Annotated in this window: 2 protein-coding genes and 1 pseudogene; 2 read left to right on the top strand and 1 reads right to left on the bottom strand. The window is 30.1% G+C overall.

The features are described from left to right. Nucleotides 1-127 precede the first annotated feature (127 nt). Nucleotides 128-328 (top strand): annotated as a pseudogene (locus ACIR131C_RS27165) (hypothetical protein). Between the two features lie 212 nt (nt 329-540). Here ACIR131C_RS27165 and ACIR131C_RS0100715 read toward each other — a convergent pair. After that, complete coding sequence (locus ACIR131C_RS0100715) at nt 541-1899, bottom strand: helix-turn-helix domain-containing protein (protein WP_028088690.1); 1359 nt, start codon at nt 1897-1899, stop codon at nt 541-543. A gap of 214 nt (nt 1900-2113) precedes the next feature. On the opposite strand from ACIR131C_RS0100715, the gene ACIR131C_RS0100710 reads away from it, so the two are divergent. Then, complete coding sequence (locus ACIR131C_RS0100710; protein ID WP_028088689.1) at nt 2114-2599, top strand: hypothetical protein; 486 nt, start codon at nt 2114-2116, stop codon at nt 2597-2599. The last annotated feature ends 327 nt before the right edge of the window (nt 2600-2926 follow it).

Below are 2926 nucleotides of genomic sequence, written 5' to 3'. Positions count from 1 at the left end.
AGTTTTGATATCTGAGTTTTAACTTGACAGAAACCCTGAAGACTGCATTTGAGAACGAGAAATCACAATAGCGATTAAGAATATAGAGGTCAAGCCCTCGGTCTGTTAGTACTCCTTTGCTACATACATTACTGATGCTAAAATTATCTTAGAACGCTTACCAGAAAAAATCAAAGCAGCTTTAATTGCCCGTGCTGCTGAAATTGACTATCCAGTAGAAGCTATTATTGAAATGGCGTTCACGTAGTGTCTCTGAAAGAGAATCGCGAGTTTCCTAGATAGCGAAGCATTAGGTTTCGCAGACTGCAAACCAGGACGAGGACAATAGCAAACAACAAATATATATTAGTATTATTGAAAACTAATATATGCTACGTAATTTACTAATATTTACAAATAATTATATACAAATCTTCCTCTATTTTAACTGTTGTGATGGAGAATAAAATCATTGTTCAATTTTATCTGTGAAATTAGGACTTATGTAATTGATTCAAAATATATCAAGAAATATGACCTATATTTTTTATGAAATCATCATCAATTTTGACAATAATTTCTCACATATTCCCTAAAAACTGAAGATAATTGAAACAAGATTTTATCATTTTTTATTTTCGTGACTAAATACCTTTCTTGTAAAGACTGTAAACCATTATTAAAATCAACAACAGATAAATTTAAACCCTCTCTCAAATATTCTCTAGTAATAGGTATTTCAAACTTACTTAAATGCAATACTATTTCTTGTTCTTGGGATGATAAATGCTTAAATATTTGCTGAAAACGAGATTGCATTTGATTGGTAATGTGCAAAGTATTCTCAGATAAAAAATCAGCCACTTGACCATCATAATTCTTATTAATTAAGATACTCACACTTTTTAAATCAATAAAATTACCTGCATATAAATCAATTAATTTTAACCAATTATCTTCGTTTTTTAATCCTCTATTTTGGAGAATATGAACATCATATAATCCAGATACTTCTAAAGACTTAATCAGACATAATTCATTATCTAAACATTCAATTTCTGAACATTGTTCTTGACTAATCACAATTACATGACTTTGATGTTTAACCTCTGTCAGCATATTAAAAAAGTCTTGATAATCTTGATATTCAACTTTGTATTGTCCTGCAAATTTGCCAGGAATAAATATATTTTGTAAATCATCAAGAATAATTAAACATTTCTGATTCGCAAAAAAATCTAATAATTGTTTTAATCGTTTATCTAAAGTTGCTTGAGGTTCTTGTTGACAAACATTCAATAAGTCGGTAACAAATAAATCTAAAGGTTGAGGATATTTTAAACTTCTCCAAATAACCACTGCAAATTTATGTAAGTTTAAATCAATAAATCTTTTAACTAAAGTAGTTTTACCAGTTCCATATAATCCTGATACTGAAATTAAACGAGTATTTTGCTTAAATATCCAATCAGAGAGTTTTTCTATCTCTGTTTCTCGTTGATAAAAATTTATAATTTCAGGAGCAAATATTAAATCGTAAGCAGATAATTTAGATTCAGTATTTATATTAATTTTTTCCTCTTCTTTATTAGGTTGATTTAATGTTTGTGAACTATAATAATAATTATTACCAATACAAATATTTGGATTTTGAGATGATTCAATATTTAATCTTTCAAATGTAGAACGAAAATTAGTTTTTTTAATATCTTCATGTAATATTTCCGATAAAAGTTGCCATAATTCAGATCCTACATCTCCTACATGACTGCTAGAAAGATTATATTCCCTAGCAATATGATCATAAGTTTCTCTTTTCCATGTACCTTCAACTACAGCAGTTTGGATATCATCTAAATGTTTTCCCGTTTTTTCAAATACCATTTGATCAACAAATTTTACAACTTCGTCTACAGTCATAAAAACTATATAGGGTAAAGGTTTCAGTAATTATAGCAAAAGATAATCCTATTTTTACCGATATTTTCCGATTTCATACGTAAAATTTTGTAATAAATCTCCCGATAAAATCCGATGTTTTCCAATAGACAGATCAACCTAAATTTTCTAATAATAGTAATTAAGTAACAAAACCAATAGGGTTTAGAATCCAACAATAGGATAGAAGAAAATAATGAAAAAAAACAAAATCGTTAGTTTATTTGTTATCGGTACTACAGTTACAGCCTCAATTTGCTTGGCTACAGCTATATCAGAAAGTTTACAAGCTGTAGCTCAACCAGCGCCAAATATCCCATCTGGTATTTATGCTCATCAAGGTCACAGCTATTATTGGAGTAATAGTGGAAAGTCTACCTGTCACGTTGTTGGTCCAGCTCAATTAAAACTTTTGATTAAGAAAGGTGTGCGTAGTTACGGAAGAGATCCTTTTACTCCTCATAACTTTCAAGGTGGTTGTACATGGCCTAAAGGGCTTTACACACCAGCAAACTATGAAGGAAGAGTCATGTACATCAATGGAAATAGAGAAATTTGCCATGTATCTCCCTCGTTGTTTCCATTGTTACAGAATCAATATGGACCGCCATTAGAAGGTGTTTCTATAACAGACATTTCCAAGGGTTTGAATAATATTGGTAGTTGCCCTAATCCTGGGTAAACACTTAGTTTAGTATTGAATTATATCTATTTTTGTTGATGAAGTACAGACATAAACAATATAGATATAGAGAAAGTAGTTAGGATATCTAATGAAACTCCCACTAGTTTTAAATCCCGTAGGGGTTTAGCATTGCTAAACCCTGTTTATATATTTATATATTGCAGAAAATTTTTGCAAATTCCTATAAACAATTTAATTTCCAATTTGGATAAAAAATAACAACAAAAAGCCCCTCTAGTATATAAGAGGAGGCAATGTTGTTAAATAATAAACCTGGCATCGAGCTATTTTGACATGGGGCTACCCCCAAACTATCGTCGCCGC

Origin of the sequence: Dolichospermum circinale AWQC131C (assembly GCF_000426905.1) — a bacterium.
GTDB classification, from domain to species: Bacteria; Cyanobacteriota; Cyanobacteriia; order Cyanobacteriales; family Nostocaceae; genus Dolichospermum; species Dolichospermum circinale.
Note: the sequence above shows the minus strand (reverse complement) of the source record. Positions and strands in the feature narration are given on the sequence as shown.

Bases quoted from the DNA above. Each gene is read 5' to 3' on its own strand.
- ACIR131C_RS0100715 (WP_028088690.1), bottom strand. From the start codon at position 1,899: ATGACTGTAGACGAAGTTGTAAAATTTGTTGATCAAATGGTATTTGAA.
- ACIR131C_RS0100710 (WP_028088689.1), top strand. From the start codon at position 2,114: ATGAAAAAAAACAAAATCGTTAGTTTATTTGTTATCGGTACTACAGTT.